Annotated in this window: 25 protein-coding genes; 16 read left to right on the forward strand and 9 right to left on the reverse strand. The window is 68.9% G+C overall.

The window, feature by feature from the left end; genetic code table 11:
- The first annotated feature begins 149 nt into the window (after positions 1-149).
- From hisS to ACT3HL_RS00330, 6 genes are all read left to right on the forward strand, one after another.
- Positions 150-1,445, forward strand: coding sequence for a histidine--tRNA ligase (gene hisS, locus ACT3HL_RS00305; RefSeq protein ID WP_445084817.1), 1,296 nt, complete (start codon positions 150-152; stop codon positions 1,443-1,445).
- 62 nt (positions 1,446-1,507) lie between these two features.
- Positions 1,508-1,984, forward strand: a complete 477-nt coding sequence (locus tag ACT3HL_RS00310) for a universal stress protein (protein ID WP_445084818.1) — start codon at positions 1,508-1,510, stop codon at positions 1,982-1,984.
- A gap of 3 nt (positions 1,985-1,987) precedes the next feature.
- Entirely contained in the window at positions 1,988-2,818 is an 831-nt protein-coding gene (gene truA, locus ACT3HL_RS00315; protein WP_445084819.1) for a tRNA pseudouridine(38-40) synthase TruA, read from the forward strand.
- A gap of 264 nt (positions 2,819-3,082) precedes the next feature.
- Positions 3,083-3,346: a hypothetical protein gene (locus ACT3HL_RS00320; RefSeq protein ID WP_445084820.1), complete on the forward strand. Its 264-nt coding sequence runs from the start codon at positions 3,083-3,085 to the stop codon at positions 3,344-3,346.
- Positions 3,347-3,468: 122 nt separating this feature from the next.
- Entirely contained in the window at positions 3,469-3,624 is a 156-nt protein-coding gene (locus ACT3HL_RS00325) for a DUF7563 family protein (protein WP_199723024.1), read from the forward strand.
- Positions 3,625-3,679: 55 nt separating this feature from the next.
- A complete protein-coding gene (locus tag ACT3HL_RS00330; protein ID WP_445084821.1) occupies positions 3,680-4,192 on the forward strand; it encodes a DUF5807 family protein in 513 nt (170 codons plus the stop codon).
- Between the two features lie 49 nt (positions 4,193-4,241).
- Here ACT3HL_RS00330 and ACT3HL_RS00335 read toward each other — a convergent pair whose 3' ends face one another.
- The 4 genes from ACT3HL_RS00335 to ACT3HL_RS00350 all read right to left on the reverse strand — a co-directional run bounded on the left by ACT3HL_RS00335 (position 4,242) and on the right by ACT3HL_RS00350 (position 8,914).
- Positions 4,242-5,495: a DHH family phosphoesterase gene (locus tag ACT3HL_RS00335; RefSeq protein WP_445084822.1), complete on the reverse strand. Its 1,254-nt coding sequence runs from the start codon at positions 5,493-5,495 to the stop codon at positions 4,242-4,244.
- 85 nt (positions 5,496-5,580) lie between these two features.
- On the reverse strand, positions 5,581-6,048 hold the full coding sequence (locus ACT3HL_RS00340) for a universal stress protein (RefSeq protein ID WP_445084823.1): 468 nt from the start codon (positions 6,046-6,048) through the stop codon (positions 5,581-5,583).
- 105 nt (positions 6,049-6,153) lie between these two features.
- Positions 6,154-7,029, reverse strand: a complete 876-nt coding sequence (locus ACT3HL_RS00345) for a phosphatase PAP2 family protein (protein ID WP_445084824.1) — start codon at positions 7,027-7,029, stop codon at positions 6,154-6,156.
- Position 7,030: 1 nt separating this feature from the next.
- Positions 7,031-8,914, reverse strand: a complete 1,884-nt coding sequence (locus tag ACT3HL_RS00350; protein ID WP_445084825.1) for an ABC transporter substrate-binding protein — start codon at positions 8,912-8,914, stop codon at positions 7,031-7,033.
- Positions 8,915-9,028: 114 nt separating this feature from the next.
- Here ACT3HL_RS00350 and ACT3HL_RS00355 point away from each other — a divergent pair, with 114 nt between their 5' ends.
- Positions 9,029-10,417 carry an arylsulfotransferase (asst) gene (locus ACT3HL_RS00355; RefSeq protein ID WP_445084826.1) on the forward strand — a complete coding sequence of 463 codons (1,389 nt, stop codon included), beginning with the start codon at positions 9,029-9,031 and terminating at the stop codon, positions 10,415-10,417.
- Positions 10,414-12,066 carry a glycosyltransferase family 39 protein gene (locus ACT3HL_RS00360; protein ID WP_445084827.1) on the forward strand — a complete coding sequence of 551 codons (1,653 nt, stop codon included), beginning with the start codon at positions 10,414-10,416 and terminating at the stop codon, positions 12,064-12,066. The genes ACT3HL_RS00355 and ACT3HL_RS00360 overlap by 4 nt, the downstream gene beginning before the upstream one ends.
- 24 nt (positions 12,067-12,090) lie before the next feature.
- Here the strand turns inward: ACT3HL_RS00360 and ACT3HL_RS00365 are convergent, their stop codons facing one another.
- Entirely contained in the window at positions 12,091-13,353 is a 1,263-nt protein-coding gene (locus ACT3HL_RS00365; protein ID WP_445084828.1) for a hypothetical protein, read from the reverse strand.
- A gap of 178 nt (positions 13,354-13,531) precedes the next feature.
- Here ACT3HL_RS00365 and ACT3HL_RS00370 point away from each other — a divergent pair, with 178 nt between their 5' ends.
- From ACT3HL_RS00370 to ACT3HL_RS00380, 3 genes are all read left to right on the forward strand, one after another.
- Positions 13,532-13,696, forward strand: a complete 165-nt coding sequence (locus ACT3HL_RS00370) for a preprotein translocase subunit Sec61beta (protein WP_445084829.1) — start codon at positions 13,532-13,534, stop codon at positions 13,694-13,696.
- Between the two features lie 173 nt (positions 13,697-13,869).
- Positions 13,870-14,466: a pyridoxal 5'-phosphate synthase glutaminase subunit PdxT gene (gene pdxT / locus ACT3HL_RS00375; RefSeq protein WP_445084830.1), complete on the forward strand. Its 597-nt coding sequence runs from the start codon at positions 13,870-13,872 to the stop codon at positions 14,464-14,466.
- 117 nt (positions 14,467-14,583) lie between these two features.
- Positions 14,584-15,699: a M20/M25/M40 family metallo-hydrolase gene (locus ACT3HL_RS00380; protein WP_445084831.1), complete on the forward strand. Its 1,116-nt coding sequence runs from the start codon at positions 14,584-14,586 to the stop codon at positions 15,697-15,699.
- A 43-nt stretch (positions 15,700-15,742) separates the two neighbouring features.
- On the opposite strand, the gene ACT3HL_RS00385 is transcribed toward ACT3HL_RS00380, so the two are convergent.
- Positions 15,743-16,576 (reverse strand): NAD+ synthase, encoded by an 834-nt coding sequence (locus ACT3HL_RS00385; RefSeq protein ID WP_445084832.1) that lies wholly within the window; start codon positions 16,574-16,576, stop codon positions 15,743-15,745.
- A gap of 326 nt (positions 16,577-16,902) precedes the next feature.
- On the opposite strand from ACT3HL_RS00385, the gene ACT3HL_RS00390 reads away from it, so the two are divergent.
- The 3 genes from ACT3HL_RS00390 to ACT3HL_RS00400 all read left to right on the forward strand — a co-directional run bounded on the left by ACT3HL_RS00390 (position 16,903) and on the right by ACT3HL_RS00400 (position 20,209).
- On the forward strand, positions 16,903-17,679 hold the full coding sequence (locus tag ACT3HL_RS00390; protein WP_445084833.1) for a hypothetical protein: 777 nt from the start codon (positions 16,903-16,905) through the stop codon (positions 17,677-17,679).
- Positions 17,680-17,848: 169 nt separating this feature from the next.
- Entirely contained in the window at positions 17,849-18,394 is a 546-nt protein-coding gene (locus ACT3HL_RS00395) for a DUF7344 domain-containing protein (protein WP_445084834.1), read from the forward strand.
- A gap of 168 nt (positions 18,395-18,562) precedes the next feature.
- The gene (locus ACT3HL_RS00400; protein ID WP_445084835.1) at positions 18,563-20,209 is read left to right on the forward strand and encodes a hypothetical protein; all 1,647 of its coding nucleotides are present in this window, start codon (positions 18,563-18,565) and stop codon (positions 20,207-20,209) included.
- 4 nt (positions 20,210-20,213) lie between these two features.
- Here the strand turns inward: ACT3HL_RS00400 and ACT3HL_RS00405 are convergent, their stop codons facing one another.
- Entirely contained in the window at positions 20,214-20,768 is a 555-nt protein-coding gene (locus ACT3HL_RS00405; protein ID WP_445084836.1) for a hypothetical protein, read from the reverse strand.
- A gap of 285 nt (positions 20,769-21,053) precedes the next feature.
- Between ACT3HL_RS00405 and ACT3HL_RS00410 the strand changes: the two genes are divergently transcribed.
- Entirely contained in the window at positions 21,054-21,623 is a 570-nt protein-coding gene (locus tag ACT3HL_RS00410) for a hypothetical protein (RefSeq protein ID WP_445084837.1), read from the forward strand.
- 57 nt (positions 21,624-21,680) lie between these two features.
- On the opposite strand, the gene ACT3HL_RS00415 is transcribed toward ACT3HL_RS00410, so the two are convergent.
- Positions 21,681-22,835, reverse strand: coding sequence for a signal peptidase I (locus ACT3HL_RS00415; protein ID WP_445084838.1), 1,155 nt, complete (start codon positions 22,833-22,835; stop codon positions 21,681-21,683).
- 98 nt (positions 22,836-22,933) lie between these two features.
- Positions 22,934-23,956, reverse strand: a complete 1,023-nt coding sequence (locus ACT3HL_RS00420) for a DUF5305 family protein (RefSeq protein WP_445084839.1) — start codon at positions 23,954-23,956, stop codon at positions 22,934-22,936.
- A 130-nt stretch (positions 23,957-24,086) separates the two neighbouring features.
- On the opposite strand from ACT3HL_RS00420, the gene ACT3HL_RS00425 reads away from it, so the two are divergent.
- Positions 24,087-25,490, forward strand: a complete 1,404-nt coding sequence (locus ACT3HL_RS00425) for a hypothetical protein (protein WP_445084840.1) — start codon at positions 24,087-24,089, stop codon at positions 25,488-25,490.
- The last annotated feature ends 13 nt before the right edge of the window (positions 25,491-25,503 follow it).

Below are 25,503 nucleotides of genomic sequence, written 5' to 3' on the forward strand. Positions count from 1 at the left end.
TCTCGGCCCGGACATCGGCTACGCGCTCGCTGTCATCGGCGTCGAGCTGGTCGCGGCGTAGCCGCTCGCCCTCCGTGCGGGCGCCCCGGAGGAGTCACGGCGGCGTCTGCTTCAACAGTTTCAAGCGCGCCACCGCCGAATCCGCGGGTATGTACGACCGACTCAAGGGATTCCGGGACTTCTACCCCGAGGAGATGGCCGCCCGGCGGCGGGTCATCGACACGCTGGAGGACGCTGCCGCCCGGTACGGCTTCCGAGAGATCTCGACGCCCGCGCTCGAACGGACGCGGATGTACGTCGACAAGAGCGGCGAGGAGATCGTCGACGAACTGTACGCGTTCGAGGACAAGGGCGGCCGCGAGGTGTCGCTGACGCCGGAGTTGACGCCGACGGTCGCGCGGATGGTCGTCGCGAAGCAGCAGGCGCTCTCGAAGCCGATCAAATGGTACTCAACCCGTCCGTTCTGGCGCTTCGAGCAGGTCCAGCAGGGCCGGTTCCGCGAGTTCTATCAGACGAACGTCGACATCTTTGGATCGTCGGCACCCGAGGCCGACGCGGAGGTACTGGCGTACGCCGCTGACGCGCTCACCGGTCTCGGACTGACGGGCGAGGATTTCGAGTTCCGCGTCTCTCACCGCGACATCCTCGGCGGCCTCCTGCGGTCCTTCGACGACGACGTCGCCGTTCGCGATGCGATCCGCGCGGTCGACAAGCGCGCGAAGGTCGAGGAGACCGAGTACCTCGGGCTCCTCTCTGACGCGGGGCTCGCCTACGAGCAGGCCGAGGAGTTCGACGACCTCGTCGTTTCGGGCGACCTCGAGGAGATCGCCGCGTTCGGCGGCGACGACGTCGAGGCGGCGGTCGAGAACCTCCAGAACGTCCTCGCGGCCGCGGAGGACTTCGGCGCGCGCGAGTACTGCGACGTGTCGCTGACGACGGCCCGCGGCCTCGATTACTACACGGGCGTCGTCTTCGAGTGCTTCGACTCGACGGGCGAGATCTCGCGGTCGGTGTTCGGCGGCGGCCGCTACGACGACCTCATCGAGAGCTTCGGCGGTCAGCCCACGCCCGCGGTCGGCGTCGCCCCCGGTCTCGCCCCGCTCTCGCTGCTCTGTCAGCGCGCCGGCGTCTGGCCCGACGAGGCGCTCGCGACCGATTACTACGTCTTGACCGTCGGCGATACCCGCGGCGTCGCGGCGCGGATCGCCCGCGACCTGCGCGCGTCGGGGAACGTCGTCGAAACCGACGTCTCAGATCGGAGCTTCGGCGCGCAGATGGGCTACGCGGACGGGGTCAACGCCGAGACGGTGGTCATCGTCGGCGAGCAGGACCTCGCGAACGGTGAGGTGACGGTGAAAGACATGGGCTCGGGCGAGCAGACGACGGTTCCCGTCGACGCCTTCCCGGGCGACCGCGCGTCGCCGACGTACGACGACCTGCGCTGAGGCGGCCGAGAACGCTCTGCACACGGGGGACTTTACTCCCCGCGACGCGTCTACGGGGACGCATGTACGACACGATTCTCGTCCCGGTCGACGGGAGCGGACCGAGCGACGCGGCGGCCGACCACGCGATAGCGCTGGCTCGGGGCTCCGACGCGTTGCTCTCCGTCGTCGAGGTCGTCGACGTCAACGAGCTCTCTATCGCCGGGCTCGATACGGACGCGCTGCTCGACGGCTACGAGGCCGAGGCCGAACGCCACGTCGAATCGGTGGCCGACCGCGCCCGCGAGGCTGACGTCGCGGTCGAGACCGCCGTCGTCCGCGGCCGACCGTACCGCGCGATCCTCGATCGGAGCGACGCCGTCGACGCCGACCTCGTCGTAATGGGTAGCCGCGGCCGCCGCGGGCTCGACCGCTACCTCCTCGGCAGCACGACCGAACGCGTGCTGAGGCTCTCGCCCGTTCCCGTGCTCGTGCTCCGCGGCGAGGAACGCGACTACCGCGCTCCCGTCCGCGACGACGCGGCGGCGCCCCCCGAGTGAGACGTGCGCGCCTTTCGAATCGCCTACGACGGCCGCCCGTTCTACGGCTTTCAGCGACAGCCCTCGGTCCCGACGGTCGAGGACGCGATCTTCGACGCGCTCGACTCCCTCGGCGTGTTCGACCGGTCGACCCGACACCGACCGGCGGGGTACGCCGCCGCCGGGCGGACGGACGCTGGCGTCTCGGCGCTCGCACAGACGGTCGCGTTCGACTGCCCGGAGTGGTGTGCGCCGCGGGCGCTGAACGGCGAACTCCCGGCTGACGTCCGCGCGTGGGCCGCCGCGGAGGCGCCCGCTGACTTCCACGCGACGCACGACGCCGCTCGCCGTGAGTACGTCTACGACCTCTACGGTCCCGACCTCGACGACGGGCGCGCAGCGAACGCCGCGGCGGAGCTCAGCGGCGAGCACGACTTTCACAACCTCACGCCGGACTCTGGGGGGACGGTTCGGGACGTCTCGATCCGGATCGACCGAGTCGAGGAGTTCCTGACGCTCCGCGTCGCCGCCGGCGGCTTCCCGCGGCAGCTCGTCCGCCGGCTCGTTTCCGTCGTACACGGCGTCGCGTCCGGCGAGATGACGCGTTCTGACGTCCGCCGGCTGCTCGGCCCGGAGCCGCTCGACGGTCCCGACGGCGTTCCCCCGGCGCCGCCGGAGCCGCTGCTTCTGGCGGACGTCTCGTACCCCGGACTCGACTTCCGGAGGGACCCCAACGCTGCAGAGAGCGCTCGAGACGTCTTCGAGAACCGGCGACGGGACGCGCTCGTGTCCGCCTCCGTAGCAGGGCGGATAGCCGACGGCGTCGGCGGTGCCGAGGGCGGCGAAGGCGACTGACAGTCAGCGGCCGTCGCGTTCGGAGTCGGGACTGTCGGCGGGGATGGCTTACAGCCGGCACCCGCACGCGACGAACTTCCGAACTCGTCGCGTCCCGCGTCGACGTGCCGGGCAACCGCGGCCCGACGCGGGGTGATCGTCACGTCACGGGGGTGCTGGCCCCGTCATCGTATAAAAATGCTCCCGGCAGCACGGGGTCGGCCCCACGAGCGCGAACATAACCGGGACTGAACCTTTTTCACCACTGTCGCGGACGTCGAAGGTATGAGTACCCAACACTCTCCGCCGCCCACCGCGCAGGCACACCGCGACGCGGCGTACCGGTTCGCCGTCGGCGCGCTCTACTTTGCGGTCATCTCCGGTGTCGGATCGCTCGTCGCGCTGCTTTTCGGCTCGTTCGGGATTGTCGTGAGTATTCTCGTCTCCCTCGTCGGGGTCTACGTCGGCGGTATCGAGGTCGCGCGCGGAATCGATATCGTCGTCCGGCACGCCCGTTCGGAGTCACGGAACGGCGCAGAAGACGTTTGACGCGTACGGACCCCGACGCCGTCCGCGGGTGCTCCCGAACGCTCTCGTCGGCGCGGATCGTGACAAGAAACGTATCTGTCTGCCCCTAAATGTTATTTCGATTCACTACAAATCGCCGACCAATGCCGAACTGCGAGAACTGTGGTTCGTTCGTCACCGCGGAGTACGTCCGGGTGTTCGCGCCGAACGGGATGGAGCACCCCCGCGTCTGTCCGAACTGCGAGGACAAGGTCCGCGACGGTGCCGACGTCCGAGAGGCGCGCGCGACGCGACATTAGAGTCGACCGTGCCCGATTTCACGCGTCTTTTATCGCTCCGCGCCCTTCCGGCGGTATGAGCCAACTCGAGGAGTTCCTCGCCGGGGAGCGCCACGACGACGTCGCGCTGTATCTCACCGAGTCGTATCTCGACAGTCAGGGGAAGCTCCCGAAGATGGGCGAGACGGTCGACTCCGGGTACGTGCTCGTCGTCGACGGCGACGACGGTCGCCGCGCGTTCGCCGCCGGCACCGGACTGGACGCGATGGAGTTCGCCCGCGGCGCGATGGAGGCCCGCGGCCATGTCTCCCGCGGCCTCGACGGCGGCGAGTGTCCAGCGGCAGACCGGAGCGGCGCGTCGAACGACGCCGACGATGCGGAGGCCGACGACCACGAGGTCGAGTTCATCTTCGCGTTTTCGGAGGAACGAAACGACGAGGTCGGCGGTCTCTACGCGCGCGGCGACGTGGTTCACGCCTACGCGCACTGTGCCTGCGGCGCGAGCTACTCGGACAAGTGGGTCGTCGGCGAAGAGACCGAGACCGGCGTCCAGCCCGGCGGATCCGAACCCGCAGAAGAGCTCCAGTAGCGATTCTCGGGACCGGTCCTCTCCCGATGGTGCGTCGCTCGACCGTTCGTCACTCCGTGGCGTGCTCGTCGCCGTCGTCGCCGTCCGCCACGTCGGCTGCGACTCGCTCGAACGCTCGGAGGATCACTCGTTTCGTCGTCGCGCCCTGCGTCGTCCAGTGGTGCGCGTAATCGAGCATATCGTCGTAGATGTCCGGCTTACACCCTGCGGCTCGCGGGTGCCCGCCGCCGTTTACCTGCCCCGCGACCTCGTGGGCGCGCTCGAAGGTCTCGGAGCCGCGGATGCTCGCGCTCCCGGCGGGCTTGACGACGACGGCGGCGTCAGCGCCTTCTTCGCGGAGCGCCTCCGCGACCTCGTTCTGCGAGCACCGCCCGTACGTGACGCCGACCGTCCATGGTCCGACGCGCTTCAGCTCGGCCCGTGACACCGCGGCGTCGATCAGCGCCCGCTTCTCCACGCGGCGCAGTTCGATGTACTCCTCGACGACTTCGGGGAGGTCCGCGCCGAACGTGCCGACGACGGTGACGTACTCCTCCGGATCGCTCCAGTAGGCGTAGTCCGCGAGGTCGTCGCTCCGCGGGTCCTCCTTCAGCCAGAGGTCGTGATCGCGGGTGACCGCCGCCAGTTCGGTCCATCGATCCTCGAAGTCGTACTCGAGCGACCGCAGCGTCACGTCGACCGTGCACTCCTCGTCCGATTCGCCGACGACGAGGTCGACGCCCGCCCCGCGCACCGCCTCGGCGGTCTCGTCGGCCCACTGGTGGTGATCGTACCACGCGACGGCGTCGGCGAGATCGACCGCGGCGTCGAGTTCGTCCTCGATCCACCCGTACTCGTCGGGACAGAGGTCGCAGACGTAGAGGTCGATCCCCTCGGCCGCGTACGCCGCGACGTGTTCGAGCGCCTCGTCGAGCGAGTACGGTCCCGCGCCGACGAGCGCGACCGTCGAGCGCGGGGAGTCGTCTTCGTCGCCGTCTGCCGCGTCCTCCCCGTCGGCGTCGCCATCGGCATCCCCGTCGGCCGGCGCGTCCCGCTCCCAGCGCTCGATGCGCTCTGACACGTCCGATTCGTACGTTGCCCACTCCAGCGTCGCGTCGTACGCCTCGCGGACCAGCGCGACACAGCCCAGCCCGTCGGCGTCGGTGTCGGCGATGACGACGGCCTCGGCGCCGTCGACCGCCTCCGCGACTCGCGCTTCGGTCCGGTCCTCGTCGAGCGAATCGGGATAGAAGAAGCCGGTCCCCGGGAGCTGAGACTTCCGGGACAAAGAGAGACTCGCGCTGTCGATGAGTTCGTCTTCCATGGCTCACACCACGGGTCCCCAAGTGAAAACCGGCGTGGTTCCGCGTTCGTCGGTGCGCCGGGCGGGCGTGCGGCTGCGGCGCCGCTCAGCCCGTCTCGGGCGTTCCGGTCAGCTCCGTCTCCCCCTCGTCGGCGGCGAGTTGGCGGACGGTCAACACCGGAACCGGACACGTTCGCACCACGCGCTCTGCGACCGACCCGATGAGGAACCGATTCTCGCCGTGACGACCGCGGGTCCCCATCGCCACCATATCGGCGTCGACACCCCGGGCGTACTCGTCGATCACGCTGGGTGGGTGTCCCTCCTCGATCGCGGTCACGACATCTCTGTCCGCCGCGTCGCGGATCTCCGCGATCGCCTCTTCGCCCCGCTCGACGAGGGCGTCCCGCATCTCCTCTCGAAGGCGCTCCGGCGAGGACGCCACGTCGCCCTCGTCGACGACGTACAGGCAGTGTACCTCGGCGTCGAACCGCGCTGCGAGATCGAGGGCCACGTCGACGGCGCGGCGGACGCTCTCGGAGCCGTCTGTGGCGACGACGATCGTCTCGAACATAGCGCTCCGTTCGACTTGAACCGGGATAAATCCCGCCGGCTCGGCCTCGAGCCGGCGCGTCGTCCTCGTCGCGTCGCGGTCGTCGACTCGGTCACCTCGCGGACGTCACTTGGAGGCGGCGTCCGTCTCGCGCAGGCGTCGTCGCCACCTGCGGAGCAGCGCCGAGAGCGACTCGTCGTCGATCCGCACGGATATTTTGACGCTCGCCCACGCGACGATGACGCCGGCGACGACGTCTGTCGCCCAGTGGATTCCGAGATACATCGTCGAGATAACGATCGAGACGGCCAGCGCGACCGCGATGGGAAGCCAGCGGGGGTAGACCGATCGGAACCGAACGGCGATGATGGCGACCGTCGCCGACAGCGACGTGTGCAGCGACGGGAAGACGTTCGTGTTCGTGTTCACTTGTTGGACGAGTAGCTGCGACTGCGGCCAGCTCGAGTACAGCAGCGGCTCGACCAGCTCCGGCATGAAGTTCCGCGGCCCGTAGGCGACGAATAGCAGATAACAGAGCAGGCCGATGCCGTAGTTCAGCACGTACGAGAGGAACAGCACTCGAAGCGGCCGCACGTCGTCGTGCAGCGCGTACGCGAGCACCGGAAACGTCAGGAGAAAGGTGTACCCGAACACGTACACGAACCCGAAGTACGCGGTCAGCGTCGGCGTGGCGAAACTCTGGACTGTCGCGACGAGCGTGGACTCGAGCGCGTAGATGTATCCGGTGAGGTTGATACCGATCAGCCACGCGATATCGATGCTGACGTTTCGGACGACCTTGTTGATCGCGAGCACGGCGGCCAGAACGCCGAAGGCGGGCGCCGCGGCGGTCAGATTCGACCGCAGCCGCTGCCGGCGCGACAGCGATGCGCCCCCGCCCGCGCCGCGTCTGGGTCGCCCCTCGACGACGAACAGCAGCGAGAGGACGTGACCGAGGACGACGACCGCACCGACCTGCAACAGGACGTCGACGAGCGCCATCTTATGCACCCCGCATAAGCCGCCCGCCGTTGTACTGGAACCCGGCATCGCGGAACGCCGCCCGGGCCTGATCTACGTCCACCTCGCCGTCGTCACCGAAAAACGGAGTGACCGGATTCCCGTTCTCCTTGTCCCACTGGAGGTCCTCTGGGACCCACGCCGACCTCCCGAGCGGGCTCGCCGCCGGTCGGGCGTACCCGTCGAAGACACGCGAGACGACGTGCGTCTGATCGATCAGTCTCGCGAGCGTGTGTCTGAACCGAGGGTTCGTGAGCGGGGGGCTCTGCGCGTTGTACCCCACGATGTAGGGGGCGTCGGATCGGTTGACGAGGAGTTCGAGGTCTTCCGACCGTCCGATTCGCGGGACGGACGCGGCACCCACGGGCGTCCCCGTCGCGTCGGCGTCGCCGGCGGCGACGACGCCGACGGCGGCGTTGTCAGACCCGACGACCTGCAGGGCCAAGCGGTCGAAGTCGGGAACGGGCACCGACACCGGCTCGTCCGCGTCGCCGCCGGCGATGAAATGGTCCTCGAACGGCTCGAGGACGAGCGACTCGCGCGGCGCGTTCTCCGCGAAGCGGAGGGGACCGCTCCCGACCGGCGGGATGTTGTTCGTCACGAGCGCTTCCGTCGCTCTGCCGACTTCGATCCCGCTGATGGAGACCGGATTCGTTCGGTTCTCCCAGACGTGCTTCGGGAGGATCGGGACGGTGAACGCGCGGGTCGCCACGCGGGGATCGCAGTCGGCGAACCGAAAGACCGCGGTTTCCGCGTCCGTCGCTCGGACGTCGTCGACGAGTCCCGCTCGACCTTGGAACCGCGGTGCAGGCACGCGCGCGTCCTGCTCGGTCTCGCCGCCTTCCCGCTCCGTGCTGCCCAGCGACGTGTCCGCGAACAGCGCGTAGGTGAACGCGATGTCCTCGGCGGTCACCGACGTCCCGTCGTGCCACCGCAGCCCGGGCCGCAATCGAACCGTCGCCTGGGGTCCGCCGCCGTCGTCGGCGAACGTCCACGACTCCGCCATCCACGTGGTCGTCCCCTGCGAGGTCACCGTTCCGATCGAGTCGTACAGGAGCCCCATGATGACCCCCGACCGCCGGTATTCGACCGACAGCGGATTCAGATTCTCTGTTGCGCGACTGTCGGTGACGACGATCCGGAGCACCGATTCGTCGCCGGCGTCTTCCCCGTCGATCTCGACGGCCTCGCCGCCGTCTGGATCCGTGCTCGCGCGCTCGTCTGACCCGTCTCGATCGATCCGATCGAGCGAGAGGTACCCGTAGGGAGACTGCAGGTCGACCCCCCGCCAGTTCCGGAACTGATCGCTTCGCGCGGCCCGTATCTCGTCCGGGAACGCGAGCAGAGTGAACGGCTGTGAACGGGCGATCGAGCGCTGTAGCTCAGCGACGGCCTCCCGGCGCTGATCGCCGCTGATCCGTCGCTGCCTCTCCAGCAGTTCGTCGACGTCGAAGTCGGCGAATCCGAAGGGGTTCTGCCAGCCGCGGGCGTCGGCGAACTTCGAGTGCAGAAGGCCATAGAGGGCGTCTGGATCCCGTCTTTGCGTGTCCATTCGGCCCAGAAACACGTCGAAGTCGTTGCTCACGAGGACCTGCCTGAGGAGTTCCTCCTCGGAGACCGGGACCACCTGGGCGTCGATTCCCGCGCGCTGAAACCATGCCGCGATCGTTCGCCCGGCCGAGAGCGCGTACGGGTCCGAGTCCGCCGGGAGCGTCTTGATCCGGAGCGACACGTGGGTCATCGACTCCCACCCCGCGACCGAACGAGCGCGACGTAAACAGCCGCCGAGACTCGCGGCGGCTCCGCTCGCGAGCGTCCCGAGGACTGCCCGCCGGCGGACACCGCTCCCGTTCGGTGACTGCACCATACCCGTATTCTAGCCGGACGACGCTAATAGCGCTTGGGTCTCCCGGTGGCGGACGATACCTCACGGCGCGATCACACGAACCGTTATCGTCGTTGCCGCCGCCTCTCTGACTGTATGGCCCTCCGCTACCGATCGGTGCGATCACTCCTCGCTGTCCTCGTGGTGTTGTCGGGCGCGGTCGTCATCGGCGGGTACGTCCACGCGGAACGGACGAACGACAGGGTGACCGGCGACCCGAGCATCGAGCAGGCGTTTCGGAGCGGCGACCGATCGCCGGTTGTCGCGCCGCGGCCGAACGTGACCGTCGTCGCCACCGACTCGAACGCGTTCGTCGCCGACGACAACGCCGCGCCGCGGGCACAGGCCGAACTCGTCGCGTTCGCACCCGACGGGCGCGTCTACTACTACGAGAACCGACACACGCGGTACTGGGACGTCGATCCCGTCTCCGGGACGGACGCGACCGTCGAGTTCGTCTACGCCGATCACCTCGAGGCGTCCGAGTGCGGCGGCGAATCCGTCTGTACGCGAAACGGCGTCGAGCGCGTCAACCTCACGACGGGCGAGCGAAGCGGGGTCTTCAGTCGAATCACGCCCGGCAAACACTCGACGCGGTGGCACGACGTCGACCGGATCGGCGACGATCGGCTGCTCGTCGCCGACATCGACGGAGACCGCGTCTTCGTCGTCAACGTGACCTCGGGGCTGACCGAGTGGGAATGGGACGCCCAGTCCGATTTCGGCGTGGCCTCCGGCGGCCCGTTCCCGGACGACTGGACGCACCTCAACGACGTCGAACACGTCGAGATCGACGGCCGCGGGGCGGCGATGATCAGCCTCCGCAACCACGATCAGGTCGTCTTCGTCGGCTACGAGCGCGGCCTGCTGGAGGAGTGGACGCTCGGCGCTGACGGCGACCGCGACGTCCTGTACGAACAGCACAACCCCGATTACATCCCGCCCGAGCGCGGCGGTCCGGCGGTCCTCGTCGGCGACTCGGAGAACGGCCGCGTCGTCGAGTATCAGCGCGTCGACGGGTCGTGGGAGCGATCGTGGTCCTGGAGCGACGAGCGGGTGCAGTGGCCCCGCGACGCCGACCGACTGCCGAACGGGCACACGCTCGTGACCGACTCCAACGGCGACCGCGTCGTCGAGATCGACCGGACCGGCGAGATCGTCTGGTCCGCGACGGTCGGGTTCCCCTACGAGTCAGAACGGCTCGGAACCGGTGATGAGAGTAGCGGCGGCCAGAGCGCGGCCGCGCTCGGCCTCTCATCTCGATCGCCGGACGCGGACGCCGCCGGGTGGAGCCGCCTCGAAGCCGCGCTTCCGCCGAAGGTCGTGAACGGGGTCGCGTATCTGTTCCCGCGCTGGGTCGGCTGGATCGAGGGGCTGGCGGTGCTGACGCTCCTCGTCGCGCTCCCCACGCTGCTGCTCGTCGAGTACCGCCGGGCCGGCGTCACCGTCGGCGTCAGATCGCCGCTTCGGTTCGATCGAAAATGAGCGCGGACGAGCGGCGCCGACCCCTCGGCCGGCGCCTTCGATCGACTTTATCGATCGACGCCCGCGACCGCCCGTGGCTCGCCCTGGCGCTCCTGCCCGGACTTCTCGCCGCGGGGATCTACCTTGCGACGAATCCCTACGCCGCCTACGGCGCGGGACTGTACGCGAAGATCGCCGCGGAGATCGTCGCTAACGGCTACGCGCCGCCGGCTCACATCCCGGGTTACACCGCCGGCGGGGTCCCGTTCGCCTACCCGCCGCTGCAGTTCTACCTGTTCGCGGCGATTTTGGACCTCGGCGGCGATCCGGTCGCCGTCTCCCGGTGGCTCCCGAGCGTCGGCGTCCTCGCCGCGTCGGTTCCGCTCTACCTGCTCGGCCGCGACGTCGCCGGGTCCCGACCCGCGGGCGCCGCGACGGCCGCGCTGGCGGCGCTGAACCCGCAGGTGCTGGAGTGGCACATCTCCGCCGGCGGGGTCGTCCGCGCGTTCGCGTTCGTGTACGCGATGACCGCGATCTACGCGGGATATCGGATATTCGTCAGCGACGCGAACGGGGCGACAGGCCCCGGTGGGATGCTCGCGCTCGGTGCGGTCTCGTTCGGGCTCACGGCGCTCACTCACCCCTCGTACACGCTGTTCGTCGTCGTGAGCTACCTCCTCTTCTGGCTCGTCCGGGACCGTTCGCTTCGCGGCTTTCGCTCGGGGCTCGCGGTCGGCCTCGGCGGCGCGCTGCTCGCGTCGCCGTGGCTCGCCTGGGTCGCGACTACGCACGGACTCGACGTGTTCGCGGCCGCGTCCGGCACCCACGGCGGGATCGGCGGCGGACTCGTCGTTCTCGGAGGCGGCTTCTCCGCCGGCATCGCGGCCGCCCTGATCGTCGCCGCGTACCTGCTCTCTCGGCGCCGGTACCTGCTCTCGATCTGGCTCGTCGCCTCGATGCTGGTGTTCCGGCAGCCGCGGTTCGCGTACGCGGTCGCTGCGATCCTCGTCCCCGTCGCAGCCGTCGAACTCGCTCGACGACTGGCTCCGACCGGGCCGGGCGGTCCCCTCGGACTGGGTCGCGTTCGCTCGCTCTCCGCCGCGCCCGGTTTTGGCGCCGATCTCGGCATCGATCTGACCGTCGACTGGCGTGCCGCGACTGCGGTCGCGCTGGTCCTCGCGTGGACCGCGATCAGCGGCGCGTACGTCGCCTACGAGTCGACGCTCGTCACCGACCCGTCCACCCCCGAGTTCCTCGACGACGAGGACGTGGCCGCGATGGCGTGGATCGAAGCCGAGACCGACTCCGACGCGACGTTCGTCGCCCTCGGCGACGCCGCCGAGTGGCTGCCGGCGCTGACCGATCGGACGCTCCTCGTCGGTCCGTGGGGCGTCGAGTGGGTAGGCGCGGCGACGTTCGAGCGACAGGAGCGCGCCTACGAGGCGGTCTCGACGTGTCAGAGCGCGGCGTGTGTCGAGCGCGTCGCGGGCGGCGTCGACGGCTCGCCGACGCACGTTTACGTCCCGAAAGGGCAGTACACGATCCGCGGTGACGCGGCCGCCCAGTTCGGAACGATAGAGCGGTCCTTCGAACGCTCCGAACGCTGGGAGCGGGTGTACGAAAACGACGGGGTCGTGATCTACGCCGCCGGTGAAAACGCGAGCCGCTGACCGCGCTGCCTCGGTCGACGCCCGTCAGAGCAGGCCGAGAAGCGACGCGGCGAGCACGATGAGCCAGACCGCGAGTCCGACGCCGGCCGCCGTTCGGTCCCCGCGAGCCACACCGTGCGTGAACAGCCCGAGCGCCGCGATCAGCGCCGTCCGCTGCAACACGAGGTCGATCGGAACGACGTTCACGCCGAGGCCGCCCAAGTCGAGGACGAAGCCGGCCCCGAGTCCCACGGCGGCGAGCAGTCCCGCGTGCTTTGTCGACCGGTCGTGCACGATCTGTGCGGCGATCGCGGGCGGTCCGGCGACGAGCACCGGGTACAGCATCGCGGCGAACACCTTCGGGTTCGCCGCCGGGAACAGGCTCTCGGCGGCGATCCCGACGGAGCGGACCCCGAGGACGAGCGCGACCATCGCGAGGGGGAGGGCGGCGTCCCGAACCGGAACTCGGCGCCGGAACGGCGACACGGCGATCGCGAGAAGCGCCGCGGCGGGGACGACCGACGCCCCCGACGCGGGCAGACCACCGGGCACGCCCAGACTGGACGTCCCCGAGGCCCTCCGAATCGCAGAAGAGAGCTCGATCACGGTCATCCAGCCGTCGCTTCCGCCGCCGCGGTGGCCGTGGTAGACGCGGCTGACCCCGACGACGAACGGCTCGTCGCGGAGGTCGCCCTCGACGACCCGCGCGCCCTCGGAGACGCCTGTCACCGTGTGCCGCAGTCGGTACCAGTCCCAGTACTCCGTGTGCGCCTGCAGCGCGGTCCAGTTGTCCGACGGCCCCGGATACGCCCGGATGTGCGTTCGCCCTCCGAGGTACGTGCCCGTCGCGAGTTGGTACTCGGAGTGGACCCACTGCCCGGAACTCGCGTTGTCGGCGACGTAGGTGTAGCGCGCCGCCCCGCGCGCCGGGTTCCACGCCGAGAACGTCACGTTTTCTCCGAGCGTCACGTTCTCGGAGACCGTTATGTTCTCCGCGAGTGTCGCGTTGTCGTCGACGCCGCGGTCGCTCTCGGCCGTCTCCCACGCGAGCTCAGAGCGGTCGGTGAGCGCCGCTCGGACCTCCCCGGGCGATCCAACGACGATCACGTTCAGCGCGAGCGTCCGCCCTTCGGTGGTGTGACTTCGGCTCGTGTAGGGCCAGACGAAGCTCTCGGCCTCCGACGGTCGGAGGAGCTGTTCCGCCGGCGGCCGTTCGCCGGCTTCCGCCCCGCCGGAACCGAGGAACGCGCTTCCGACCACGCCCGCGGTGACAATCGTGACGATCAGCAGCGCTAGACGGTACCGCACGGGTCTCTCTCACACGCCGACGGTAATCACCCTGTCGGCTGTCCGCCCCCACCTCGATAACGGCGGCTGTGAGCCTTCACGAACGTGTTCTCACACGCGGTCGTGCGATCACCGAGCAGCCGCTCTCGATCGGGCGTGCATCCGAAACGTTTAGGCGACGCACAGACGAGAGGAGTGTATGAGCAGCGGCCAGAACAGCGGCGGTCTGATGTCGAGTGCGGGTCTCGTCAGGTACTTCGACGCCGAGGACCGCAACGCGATTCGAATCGATCCGAAGACCGTCGTCGCGTTCGGACTCCTCTTCGGCGTCGGCGTCCTCGTGCTGAACGCCGTCGCGATCTGATCGGTCCTCGCGTCCAATCAGTCCCGCGCGATCTGATCACTCCCTCGCGACCCCGCAAGCTCGCTTTCCCGATGCGGTGAGAGCGGCCGGGACCACGCGTTCCCGGGTGGCTTCCGGGGGCGTATCGCCCCGGGAACGCACGCTTTTTGTCGGTTCGATCCCGACCCACGGGTATGCTACGAGCGGGCGTCGTCGCCGTCCAGGGCGACGTCACAGAACACGCCGCCGCCATCCGCCGCGCCGGCGCGGCCCACGGCGAGGACGTCGAGGTGGTCGAGATCAGACAGTCGGGGCGCGTCCCCGACTGCGACGTGCTGTTGCTGCCCGGCGGGGAGTCGACGGCGATCTCGCGGCTCCTCGCTCGCGAGGGGATCGACGGGGAGATCCGCGAGCACGTCGCCGCCGGCAATCCGGTGCTGGCGACGTGTGCGGGCCTCATCGTCGCCTCCCGCGACGCCAACGACGACCGCGTCGACACGCTCGACCTCGTGGACGTGACGGTCGACCGCAACGCCTTCGGCCGGCAGGTCGACAGCTTCGAGGCCCCGCTCGACGTCGTCGGACTCGACGAGCCGTTCCCCGCGGTGTTCATCCGCGCGCCCGCCATCGACGAGGTCGGCGCGGGCGTCGAGGTCCTCGCTGAGTGGGACGGTCGACCGGTCGCCGTCCGCGACGGACCGGTCGTCGGGACCGCGTTCCACCCCGAACTGACCGCCGACAGCCGGATCCACGACCTCGCGTTTTTCGCGGACCTCGCAGTCGACGCCTGACTCGGCATCGGCCGGCCTCCGCGGTCTTTGATGTCTCATTCCGACTGGCACGGGCGCTGACGGCTCCGCCCGTCTCCCTCCCGGAGCTTTTTCTACTGAGACGCACCACGTTCGCGTGTGAGCGCGGACCGGACCGAACTGGTGGCACTGACCCGACGGCTCGTCTCGATCCCGAGCCACGAGGACGAGACGGTCGCGGGCGACGCCGTCGAGTCGTGGCTGTGCGAGGAGACTGACGGGGACGTGACGCGCGACGGACACGGGAACGTCATCGCCCGCCGCGGCGACGCCGACGGGACGCCTTCGCTGGCGCTCGTCGGCCACCACGACGTCGTCGCCCCCGACGACTCGCAGATCTACACGCGCGGCGGGGACGACGCCCCGGCGTACGTCGTCGAAGCGCGCGACGGGCGGATGTACGGCCGCGGGACGGCGGATATGAAGGGATCGCTGGCGGCCGCGATGCTCGCCTTCCGCGACGCCGACCCCGCCGGCGAGCTGGTCTTCGCCTCCTTCGTGGGGGAGGAACAGGGCGGCGTGGGTGCGCGCGCCGCCATCGAAGACGGCTTCGCGCCCGACTACGCCGTCGTGGGCGAGGGATCGACCAACTACGCGGGCGACGACCAGACCGATGTCGTCGTCGCCCACCGGGGTCGCCGCGGTTCGACGATCACGGCGCGGGGGACGGCCGCGCACGCGAGCGAGCCCGAAGCGGGCGAGAACGCCGTCTACCGCGCCTGCGACGCCGTCGACGTCGTCCGCGCCCTCGACGCGCCAGAGGCGACAGTACTCGGCGAGCGCGTTCGGGGCAGCGTCGTCGTCACCGGGATCGACGGCGGGTCGGCGTGGAACGTCGTCCCCGAGGAGTGCACGGTGACGGTGGACGAGCGAACGGTCCCGGGATCGCGCGCGCCGCTCGACCGCGTCGAGGGCGTCGACGGCGCCCGCTGGACGGTCGAACAGGACCTGCCGCCGATGGCGTGCGACGACGCCGACTTCGCCGACGCGGCGCTCGCCGCGGCCGACGCGGCGCAGGCGGCGACGCCCGAACTGGTGACGAAGCCGCACGCGACCGACGCCGGGTGGCTCGCCGCCGCGGGGACGACCTGCGTCGTCGCCGGCGCGTCCGAACCCGGCGAGGCCCACACGGCGACCGAGAGCGTCTCGATCGACGCGCTGGTGCGGTGTCGACGGCTCTACCGGACGCTCGCGGAGCGGTGGCCCGGCGGCTGACGCGTGACTCGGTCGCGGAGACGGCGGCGAGCGCCGACGGACGCTACAAATGCAGCGGGTCGGGCGCGGGCGGCGTCGACCGCTTGTGCGCGCTGCGCTCGTACAGTTCGACGACGCGCTCGACCTGCGCCTCGGTGACGCCGAGGTGCCGGACGGTGGCGGCGGTCGACAGCGGGCCGTCCACGTGGAGCGCGAGGATCGCATCGAGCGTGTCGTATCCGACGCCCATCTCCGCTTCGTCGGTCTGTCCCTCCCACATCTCCGCGGAGGGGGTCTTCATCACCAGCTCCTCGGGCGCGCCCAGATGGGCGGCGAGCTGCCGGACCTGCTGTTTGTAGAGGTTGCCGATCGGGTGGCAGTCGACCGCGCCGTCGCCGTACTTCGTGAAGTATCCCGTCAGCGCCTCCGAGCGGTTGCCCGTCCCGAGGACGATCCGGTCCTTGTGGTTCGCCACGAAGTAATTCAGGATCGCCCGCGTGCGGACGTAGACGTTCCCGGCGGCCGTCCGATCGTCTGCGGCCTCCGGGAACGCGTCGAAGAACGTCTCCGCGATGGGCTGGATCTCGATCACGTCGTAGGGCATTCCGAGCTCTCGGGCGACCCACTCGGCGTCACTCATGTTGTCCTCGGCGTTCACCACGCTCGGCATCACGAGCCCGTGGACGCGCTCCGCGCCGAGCGCCTCGACGGCCAGATAGGCGACCGTCGTGCTGTCGATGCCGCCGGAGAGTCCGAGCACCGCGCCCTCCGCGCCGGCGTCGTCGACGACGCCTTCCAGGAACGACGTGAGGTGGTCGACGGTCGCCTCGAGTTCGGCCTCGGAGAGCCGGAGGTCCAGCGGCGCGTCCGCCGAGAGGACCGATTGATTCGGAGTCATCACCGACTCGTACCGTCTCGGGGAACTAATACCCACCCGTTGCGGCGTATCGGTGGACGAACATTGTGTTCTGTGACGAATAATGACGATCTCGTAACTACGAGCGTCCACAGGCGACCGTTCGACAGACGGCTTCCGGCTGACCGCGTTCGCCCGTTGCGGGGTGCGGTGAGAGCGAGCACCGACGCGGCAAGACACTGACCCTCGGTACCACACCACGGGAGGGATATCCTCGTTAATGAGTCGTTAAGGGCTTCAGGACCGGCTTGTAGCATCCTCAAGCTACCTACGATTAAGTGGTATCCGGTCTACGGGTGAAGCGAGAAATGGTCGATCTATCGCGACGCAAGATGGTACTCGGCATCGGACTTCTCGCGACCGGGAGCGGGGCGTCCTTCACGTCTGCGGCGTTCAGCGACGAAACGTCTCCGAGTTCTGACTTCCGAGTCGTCGCCGCGGGCGACCTCAACGTCAGGCGGGGGACGGCATTCAAAAATAACAGTGAAAGCTACGTTATCTCGAGTTACGACCCTGCCAACCCCAGCGGATCCGAGATCACGGACTGGAGCGCGCTGAACCCGGATGATCTGCCCGTAGCGTGGGCCGATGACAACGAGAACGGCAGTCTCTCGGTCCAATTGGCGTACCAGAACAAGGACAACTCAGCGAGTCCGGACACGCTCAGTAACTTCCTCCAGATCTCGAACGACGGCACGACTACCGAGGAGGTCGGGATCAACTACGAGGGGGGATACGCCTTCGACGGGTCCGAGGACTGGACGGCGTCGTCGAGTGACTTCTATAATTCCGGGACCGACGTCATCGGGAAAGACGACGTGCAGTCGATATTCAAGTTCCAAGACAACAGCGATAGCACTCTCGTTTCGCCGTCGTCTCCCGACAGCGCCGAAGACCCCGCGAACTGGATCGAATTGACTCCCGGCGACACGCTCGACGTCGATCTGACGGTGACGCTCGACAGCGACCAGGTCTCGACGTTCGCCTCGAACGCCGGTGGCGCCAGTCCGTTCAGCGAGGGGCTGGTGGACTTCCAGCTGCTCAGTTCGATCACCGTCGGCAGCAAGGAGCAGAGCTCGGCGTAGTCGAGGAGCGCTATCTCCCGTCCTCTCCCACCGTGGTCCCCCCATTACCGACGCGAACCGCGCCGTCGCGCCCCCGATCGTATGAACAGCTATATGTGGAACAGTTCAGAGACTGCTCACGTATGCAGTGTGGTCGACTGCCATCGCCGCTGTCGAGGAGCGGCCCCTGATGTCGCTCTCCCGGCAGCAGAAGTTCGACACGCCCGAGAAGAACGAGCTCTACGACCTCCTGAGCAACCACCGGCGCCGGTACGTCATCCACTTCTGCAAGCGCGCGGACGGGCCGGTGACGCTCTCGGACCTCGCCGAGCAGGTCGCCGCGTGGGAGCAGGACAAAGAGATCGCAGAGCTCACCTCCGCGGAGCGAAAGCGGGTGTACACCTCGCTCCAGCAGACGCACCTCGACCGGCTGGCCGACGCCGGGATCATCGACTACGACGGCGACGAGATCGTCCTCACCGAGGACGCCGAGGAGCTGGACATCTACCTCGACATCGTCCCGGCGAAGTCGATCCCGTGGGGCGTCTACTACCTCGGGCTCTCGCTCCTCGCGGGCGTCGTGCTCGCCGGTATCTGGCTCGATCTCGTCCCGACCGAGACGATCCCGGTCGTCGGCTGGGCGACGATCGTCTTCGCGGCGTTTCTGTTCTCCTCGATCGCACAGGTCGTCCAGAACCGCCGGTACCGACTCGATCGGTTCGACCGGCCGCCGTGACGATGCTCGGGCGTCGTCCCCGCCTCACCGCTCGTTTCGGGTTTCAGGCACACCAATACAATAGGGCTTGGGGACGTAGTACCCCCGTGAGTACGGGCCGACGGACCGTGTGGGACCACTCCGAGGGCGTAGCGCGTCACAGTCGCTGCGCCGTCAGACCGGGAACCTATGGCACGTAAACGAACGCGCAGTCGGGGCGGCTCCGGGGGGCCGATCAGCCGACGCACCCTGTTACTCCTGTTCGGGGTGGGGGGCGTCGGGACGATCGATTACTACACCACCGGCGCGTTCGATTCGATCGCCGGCCGTCGGCCCTTCGAGATCGGCAGCACCACCGACGACGCCGCGCTCGTCGGGATCGACGCGACGGCGCAGTCCGGCGACGACGGGGCGACCGTCACGCTGCTCACGCTGACCAACCGCTTCGATAGCCCGCTGACGTCGATTTCGGCGTCGATCGTCGGCCCGTCGAACCCGCCGCTCGACACCGCGGCCCTCCAGACGCCGGACCGGCTCGATCCGGGCGAATCCGGGGCGATCGAAGCGCCGCTCGCGTGTTCGACCGACCGCCAGCAGTCCGTCGACGTGTCCGTCAGCGTCTCCGGCCCGCAGGAGTCCGTCGAGTTCACGCGCTCGGTCCAGCTCAGCTGTCGGGCCGGCGCTGCCCCCGTCTGTAACCCCCTCCCGCTGCCCACCGAGTGCACCGTCGATTCGGTCCCGCAGTGGGGCCAGACCGAGTGCAGCGTCGTCGTCGACACCGGGGATGAGTTCGACGAACGGATCGGCGGCGGCGTGACTATCGGCGGCGCGGTCGACGTCACGTCGGGCGACGAGACGTCGCTGGCCGTCCGGGGAGGGGCGACGATCGCCGACTACCTCCGGCTCGAGTCGTCCGACGACATCGAGTTCGCGTCCGGCGGCGGCTCGACGATCGGGGGCCCCGTCCAACTCGACGCCGGCGGGGACGTCACCGTCGACGTCAACAGCGCCATCGAGGGCGGCCTCTGCGTCGCCGACAGCGGCGAACTCGACGTCTCCGTCGCGCGCGGCGGCTCGGTCGGCGGGGAGCAGTCGCTCACGGCCGGGGACGGCGTCTCACTCGAGATCGAGGGGAGCTCCTCTGTCGGGGCGACGACGATCGACGCCCGCGGTGACGTCGACGTCACCACGACCGGGAGCGCCGGGATCTCCGGCTCCCTCGACGTCGAATCGACCGGCGACGTGGGCGTCTCCGTCGACGGCAACGGCACCGTCGGGGGGTCGGTCGACGTCGTCGCGGGCGGCGCGGTCGACCTGACGCTCACCGGCAGTTCGTCGGTCGACGGCGACGTGCGCGTCGAGACCGATACCGACGTCTCGGTGACGCTGTCGGGCAGCACGTCCATCGGCGGGGAACTCCACGTCGACACCGCCGGCGACGTCGACATCGAGATCGCCGGCAGTTCGTCCGTCGGCGGCGGGATCGTCGTCACCGGGGCCGACGAGTCGACGCTCTCGATGGGCGGCGGTGGATCGACCGTCCACAGCGGAGCCACGTTCGAGACCGACGGCGGGGTGACCGTCGAGATTGACGACGGCGCGACGATCGACGGCGGCGTCGTGGTGCAGTCCGCGGGCGATGCCTCGATCGGCGTCGACGGCGGCGGCTCCTCGATCACCGGCAACGCCGTCGTCGACACGTCCGGCGAGGTGTCGATCGATCTCGATAGCGGCGGGGGGATCGGCGGCGACCTCACGATTCAGAACTCGAGCGATGTCTCGGTCTCGGACTGTTCTGCCGTCGGCGGCACGGTCACGCCCCAGAGCGCCTGCTGAGGCGCTACGTCCGAATCGCCCGGACGTGAAGCGTCACGTCGAACTGCTCGTCCGGCAGATCCGAGATCCCCCCGGGGGCGCGTTCCGCGAGCAGGTTCACCGCGACACCGAACTCGGCGCTGTCGCCGGGAGCCAGCGTCTCCTCGCTGGATTCGAGCAGCGTGTGCACGCCCCCGTCGGTGGTGACCGGACCGTCGGCGGTGACGCGGAGCGTCTCCCGCACGTCCTCGCGCTCGCCGCTCGCGTCCGTCACCTCGAACTCGAACTCGACCTGATCGACCGTCACGTCGCCGTTGTTCGTGAGCAGAGCGATGCGGTCGAACTGGGAGTCCGCCCGCTGATTCAGCGTCTTCAGGACGATCTCCGTCACCTCTCCCTCCTCGTCCGTCTCGACGTACGCCTCGTCGTCGCGGGCGGGAGTGAGCGCGAGCTCTGAGACCACGACGACGCGCATGTCCGCGGCGGCGCTGCTCCCGGAGGTGAACGCCCCCGCGGAGGCAACCGCTCCCCCGAGGGCGGCGGACGCGATAGCCAGCGTGACCTGTCGTCGGTTGAGCATAGTGTCTGTGGCGCCGTCGAACGGCGTGGGTGACGGGCGGTGCGCTTCCCGTCGGCGAGGGCACGATGCGCCGACCGATCCGGTGAGTCGTCCTCCCCGCCCCTCTGAGTACCCTCACGGTCCCACAGCCCTTTGTATTGTGCGGCTTTTCCCCGGGGAAAGCCGGGCTTGAAGCGCGTCCCGAGCGGCCGACCACACGTTCAGGCCGGACGATACCGCGTTCAATCACCGATGAAGCATCTTCAAGCGACCTAATACAAAGTGGGAAGGGGGTAACTACGAGGTATGGCAAGCAGACGAACGGTTCTGGTCGGACTCGGTGGACTGGTCGCCGGCGGCGGCGCGCTGATCGGGACGGGCGCGTTCACGACGGTCGAGGCACAGCGGACGGTGAGCGTGTCGACCGCGGGCGACGCCAATGCGTTCCTCGCACTCACTCCTGCGCGCGGCGACAGCGCCTACGTCGATGACTCCGGCGACACGATCCAGATCAACCTCGACGGAACCGACAGCAACAACGGCGCCGCGAGCGGGCTGAACCAGAACGCTCGCACGCGGTTCGAGAACCTCGTTCAGGTCGCAAACAACGGGACACAGGACGTCGCGAGCCTGACGTTCACGTTTTCGGTCACCGGAACCAACAACGACAGCGGCCACGAGGCCGCGCTAAAGATCACGTCCGGGAGCACGACGATCGACGCCGACGGCTCGACGAACCTCTTGGACAGCGATCTCACCCCCGGTAACAGCGTGACCTTCGGCGTCGAGGTCGACCTGCTCGACAGCGGTATCTCCGACATCAGCGACAGCGCGGAGATCGACCTCACGATCACCGCCGAGACGTCGAGTAACTGATCCCGCAGTCGATCGCTTTCTTCGCTTTCTCGGCTTCCCCGCTCTCACCCTCTCCGTTCACAGCTTCCGCCTGAGCCACTCGCCGAGCGAGACGTTCCGCGACCGCGAGCGGAGCCGGAGCGGTTCCAGCCCGACGGCGACGACGAACACCGTCGACAGCGCGACGATCACGGCCAGATCGATCGCGGCGACGACCACGAACGGGTGAATCGCGTGCAGCCGGACGATCACCGGAACCGGGAGGAGGCGGACGTACTGCCACTCGGAGATCGAGCGGACGTACGTCCCCGTCTCCTCTGGCGCGTAGATCGTCGCGGTCGTCCCGCTCGTTTGCCCCCTCGAGACCACGTGCGTCGTCTGGTCTATGACCACGCCGGTACTGGCGGGCTCGATGATGGCGACGCGGGTGATGTACCCGCTGTTGGTGATCTCGTAGTCGACGGTCTCGCTGCCGCCCCGCTGGATCACGGTCGGGCTCTCGCTCGGGGCGTCCGAACTCACGATCGTGATGTCGTCGGTGCCGGAGGGCAGCACCATACTCGCCGTGATCGGGACGACGATCAGCGACAGGATGACCAAGAGCACGACGGAGGCCCGAATCACCCCGCCTCGGGAGGTCGACCGGCTGTCCCGTCCGCGCCCCGACGACACGGAGTCGACGGCGAAGCTGTACAGCAACAGCGCTCCGCCGCCCACCAGCATCATCGTCCCGAGGTCGCCGTCGGCGAGGCCGCCCATCCCGGGAACTCCGGCGACAATCCCGACGACGAACCCGACGCCCTCCTGCATCGCCATCGCGGCGGTCCCCAGATTCGGAAGCACGACGACCTCGCCGTTCACCTGCAGGGCCACGGCGGCGATCTGCGACTCCTGTACCGGTGGCTCGTCGCTGTCTTGGTCGGTGAAGGGGTTCGCGTCACCGCGGGTGATGTACCCCTCGTCGGTTCGCCCGACGATTCGGTGCGTCGTCAGTCCGCCCCCCTCGAGCTCCTGTGCGTCGAACGTCACCACGTCGCCGTCCTCGATATCGCCGGCGAGCGCGGGGGGAACCGCGACGAATCCGTCGCCGGGTTCGAGCGTGGGCGACATGCTGCCCGTCACGACGAACCCGAGGAGAATCGGCTGGCCGAGCTGCTGTCCGACGAACATCGCGATCAGCACGAGTACGAGCACGGCCGTCAGGACGCTTCCAGCCGATGATCGCAGACTCATTCCCCGTCTGCCGTATCTGGGGCGGTCGACGGCTTATGTGTGTCGCCGCTCCGAGAGGTACGCCGCCCGGCTCTCTCGACAGGTTCGCGAATCCGCTATCAGATCCCGAGCCACTCGTCGGCCTCGACGTCCTCCAGGGCGTAGTAGTAGATCTCCGAGCCGTCGATCACGGCGTAGGCGTCGATCTGGGGATCGTGGATCACGCGGCGGTTGGTGTCGATGGCGACGTCGACGAGGTCCTCGAGCGTCAGGATCGAGATGTACTGCTTCTCGGAGTTGGTGGGGAACTCGCCGCGGGAGATCCACTCGGCGTGCTGGTCGTGCACGATCCTCGTCCGGAGCTCCTCGGGGTCGACGTGGTTTTCGATCCGCGTCACGACGGCGGCGGCGCCGAAGAACAGGAGCCCGAGCGCCCCGAGGGCGCCGTATTCGAGGGGGTCCGGCGGCTGCGTGATCTGTCGCTGCGCGGGCGTCGACTCGGTTTCCTCGGCGACGAGCGATCCGTCGACGTAGTACGCCACCTCGTCGATCACGAAGGGGGCACTCGCCCGGAGCGTTCCCTCGTAGGACTCCGTCCGGTAGGTCGCCTCCATCACCAAGCGGAGCTGAAACTGCCCGACTGATTGGACCTCCTGTTGTATCGCCGCCAGTTCCTGATTGAGCGCCGAGACGTTCAGCGTCTCCGAAGCGGCCGCCCGGCCGTCTTCGACCGTCCGGTCCGTGTCGACGATGGTCCGCGTCGACTGATAGAACGGCTCGCCGTCGCGGACGCCGCGGACCTCCAGTTCGAGGCGCTGGGCGACCTGCACGGGCTCGCCCGCCGGCACGCTCGTGGTCATATCGAGCGTCATCGACGGCGACGCCGACAGGAAGTACACGGAGCGGTTCTCGAGCCGTTCGCCCTGCTCGTAGAGCGCGCTCGGCCGCGTGACGAGCGCGCTCGAGTACGTCTGCGTGCTGAACGCCTGTTGGTCCGTCTCCTCGGTGACCGTCTGCGTCGTGGGCGTGCTGAAGACGTATCCCGCCCCGACGAGACAGAGCACCCCGAGGACCACGAACGCCCCCACGACGAGGCGGTGGTTCTCGCTGATGAACAGTTTGAGGCGGTGTTCAAGCGCCATTGGCGGGGGTGCCTCCGAAACTGCGGGCGGTCGAACACCGTGGAGCGGCGGACATCACGCCGGATATGGCCGCAGTGGCAACAAAACTTTTGTCCTCGCCGAATAATAGCTCTGTAGGATAGGCGCCGTTATGTCAGACGAGTTTCCCGACCGCGGCGATGGCACCCCCTCGACGACGTCGTTCGAGGAGTGGCTAGACCAACAGGCCAAGAGTCAGGGAATCTCTCGCGAGGAGCTGTTCGATCGGCTGATCTCCTCGTACTGGACGCTCAACGAGATGATGCAGCTACTCGACGACTCCGGAGGGAGCGATCCGGGGTCCGACAGAAGCCGCTCGCGCTCATCGGACGACGACCCCCGATCTGCCCCGCGGATCGGCCACACGCCGGGGGGCGACCGCTCGGGACGCGCCCCGAGCGGCGAGTCGAGGACCGGAACGCCGCCCGCCGGTTCGGGGCTCGACCCCGTCGAGAGCGAGGAACCGCCCAGTGGCGGGCGTTCGGGAGACGCCCCCGCGGACGACCGGATCGACGCGCTCGCCGACCGGGTCGAGTCGCTCACAGAGCGGCTCGAGCGCGAGACCGACCGCGGACAATCGCTGGACGAGTTCGCCGACTCGCTGGCGGCGCGGCTGACGCGGATCGAAGCCGATCTGGACGAACTGGAGGCCGACGCGACGTCCGCGCACGACGCCCTCGAATCCGAGCACGACGCGCTCGCCGACCGGATCGAGTCGTTGGAGGCGGACCTCACCGATCGGCAGGCGTCGCTGGCGGACGAGCAGCGGTCGCTCGCGGACGAGCAACAGCAGGTCCGGAGGTGGCTCGACTCTGAGTTCGACAGCCTCCAGACGATTCTCGAGTACCTCGTCTCTCAGACCGACGAACTGGACGCCCACCTTTCCAGCGCAGAGGAGCGATACGAGGCGGAGCTCTCGCGGCTTCGCGCCGAGCGCGCGGCGCTGCGATCGCTCAAGGAAGAGGCGGCGGCGCTCGGCGTTCGCGCAGGCGAGTGTGAGTCTTGCGGGACCGAGATCGACCTCGGCCTGCTCGAACATGCGTCCTGTCCCGACTGCGACGCGCCGCTTTCCGGCGTCGACGCGCGGGATCGGTGGCTGGTTTTCACAGACTACGTCGTCACCACCGAGGAGGACGGCGGCGTCCCCTCGGCGGCGCGACAGGCTCCCCCGGCGGAACGCTCGGACACGTCGCCGGCACGGCAGCCGGCGGCGTCCCCCGCCGACCCGGCCGTGGACTTCTCCGGGATCGGCGAGCCGCCACCCCAGACGTCCGAGCGCCCCGAGAGCGACCACGACGGCGCCGGCACCGACGCCGCTGGTCGGGACGGGAACGACCCGCAGACGCGGATTCAGATCGGCACACCGAACGCCGCCGAGGACGCGAGCGACGGGACGGCCGCCGAGCGCGATGACGCCGGCGACGGGGATGAACGCGGACCGGACACGGCGTTCGAGTCGCCGTTCGGCGACCTGAGTGACCTCCAACGACAGGAGGGAGACGGCGCCGACGACTGACCGCGATTTCAGA

The sequence above is a fragment of the Halobellus sp. GM3 genome (genome assembly GCF_052545375.1).